At 47.6% G+C, this 2,502-nt stretch carries 2 protein-coding genes and 1 pseudogene; 1 reads left to right on the top strand and 2 read right to left on the bottom strand.

What is annotated here, in order from left to right:
• Window positions 1-130: 130 nt before the first annotated feature.
• Window positions 131-634, bottom strand: a complete 504-nt coding sequence (locus tag RW114_RS20375) for a hypothetical protein (RefSeq protein ID WP_340124559.1) — start codon at window positions 632-634, stop codon at window positions 131-133.
• Between the two features lie 47 nt (window positions 635-681).
• Window positions 682-1,622, bottom strand: a pseudogene (gene istA / locus RW114_RS20370) (IS21 family transposase); the annotation flags it as partial.
• A gap of 644 nt (window positions 1,623-2,266) precedes the next feature.
• Here istA and RW114_RS20365 point away from each other — a divergent pair.
• Window positions 2,267-2,502: hypothetical protein (locus RW114_RS20365; RefSeq protein ID WP_340124558.1), on the top strand; the 236-nt coding region annotated here is incomplete at its 3' end.

Genomic DNA, 2,502 nt, shown 5'->3' with positions numbered 1-2,502 from the left:
TGTGCTATATGGCTTTGCATAGCGGCGTGATTTTGATATGGATTCATGAATACCCCCTATTGAATAAGAGGCAGTAGTTTGCCTTGATTTTAAAGGCTTGAGTATGTGTGCTTTAATTGACGGTTACCTATCAATGGATGACATGGCTTTCTCCCTGTCCGCTAGATTGGCCATTAAGGGCGGCATAACCAGCCAGTGCGCCCGATGAATCCGGGATGGGCTGATCGGCCATTGCCGCGGACAAGCGCCCTGGATTCAGTTGGTAAGCCTCTAGCCTATCGCGCAACTGGCTCGCGGTTAAACGGGGTGCCGACAAAATGCGCGCTAACAAATCAGTATTGATCTTGCCATGGTGTAGGGTATGCACAGCGATGACCTGCTTGGTACCCAGTAACTGATCCTTGTAGATCTTGGATGAACTGGCCTTCAACAGCGCACACAAGCGCTGACTGTCGTTATCACCCAACTGCTCGGATAGTGCGGCTTCCAGTGTCTCTACCCGCTGCTGCCTGTCCCGATAATGATGGGTGTTTTTAACTGAAGTTTCCCAGAAATTGGAAAGGTGAATTGCCGTAACTACTGGGTTGTGGCTATTTTTGATAAGCTTTACGTTAGATGTAGCAAACCCTAACAAATATACCCCTACATGCCTGTGCATCCCCCTAAAACTGGGAAACTTCAGTTTTTAATGATCTGGTCTTTTTCCAGACTGATAATATGTTCAGCGATCTGCTCGCCACTGGCAAGATCCTTAATCAGCAATTGCCCTGCCTCTGCCGATACCCCTACCTTGGCCGATTGATAGGCCATGGGCACCGAGTATTTATTCGATTGCCAGGAAATTAGACTGGTTTTGTCGACCTGCCGGGTTTCGCCTGTCATCGCTTTATGCTGCAAGCAGGTCGACGTCAAATAAGACTGCATTTTAACTTTCTCTTCGTGCTCGGAATGAGTCCACGGCTGCTGCCCCGTGGTGCCATGTACGCGTTTATTCGCAATCGTATCCAGCCAATCAGCCATATAGGTTTCCAGGCTTTTCCAGTCGGCAAAGCTCTCGCTATAAAGCCCGTTTTGCTTCACGTATTTCACCCCAGACTCGACCTTGCCTTTGCTTTCAGGATCGTAACCCTCACAGGCGCGGATATAAAAACCTGCCGCTGTAGCGTATTGATGGAAGCGTTGGTTTAGCTCCAGTTCACGGAATACTTCATGAATGACCACCAGCTTGGTTTGGTCATAAACGCATTCTTGCGGCATGCCGCCAAAATAGCGGAACGCCGCATCATGCTGATAAAGCAGCGCTTGCGTATCGATAGGCTGGGCCGACAGTGAGACATGCATCAGCCTGGAGTAAGACAGCACAAACACCATAAAATACACGGTAGTCTCTTTGCCGCCAATCATCACGCCACGTAATTCACCGCCATCCACCTGGCATTGCACACCACAGGAACCCTATCAATGACAGGCTCGTAATAGCGCGGCTGCTTGAAGCTAATTTCATCCTTTAATGCCTGGATATAGCGCCGCATCGAACGCTCAGAAACAGTCAGTGCATCAATTTTGACTTTCAACTTGCGCATGACTTTGACTGCCGACAGGTTCGGATAGGTTTGCAGTAGCTAAATACAAACGTCTTAGAGGACATAAAAGGCAAGCTTGGGCATGGCTTAAGCGCTGTCGGGAGAGCCTGCCAAGGTTGTTTGTGCATTGGGATTTTGTATACTCGAAGGGCGATGAATAAGAAGAGCCGTATGAGGCGAGAGTCTCACGTACGGTTCTGTGAGCGCCTGAAGGGGAAGCTCCCTCGGGCGACTCGACCTGAACACCAGTGGTTAATTTCGTTGGAATCAGGCTATTGTATTCCAACGCCCGTCACGTTTTTAAGCATTCAAACACTGCCCCCTCGTGGTAACTTTTGTACGCTGATTGACATCCCAATATGCACACAGTACCAAGTTGCACATAATTTTTATCTTTAAAGGCTGATTTTCATTTTAAATAAATAGAAGGATATTGTATAAACGAACAATTGGAAATTGCCCAAGAAAATGCCCGACGCAACTATGCACTCATAGCCAGTAGACTGCCTGCACGTCTAAACAAACAGGAAGAAGCGTTATTAGAAAAAATATCGAATCACCATGGTAACTCATTGACGAAGTTAAGAGCGCTCTATGATTTCATGGATGAGCTATACTCCGACTGGTCAAATTTGCGGAAAATGAAGAGAGTATAATACCCAAATTTAAACACAAAACCTGACATGCTAAAGGTCGACTTTACCGAAAAAGCCATTGACGACGTGTATCAACAATTCATGGGGCATCCCTCTGGACTGACCAAGAAAAAACTGCATGTCGTATATCTTAAAACACTGGGCTTATCACATAAGGAAATCGAACGCATTGCCCGCACCAGTGCTGACAGTGTGACGCGTTACCTAAAAGACTATGACGAGGGCGGCTTAGCCGCGCTTGGTGTGTCGCGCACCCATCGTCC

It is taken from the genome of Methylobacter svalbardensis, from assembly GCF_037671525.1.
GTDB lineage: Bacteria > Pseudomonadota > Gammaproteobacteria > Methylococcales > Methylomonadaceae > Methylobacter_A > Methylobacter_A svalbardensis.
This window is presented reverse-complemented; position numbering and strand designations above follow the sequence as displayed.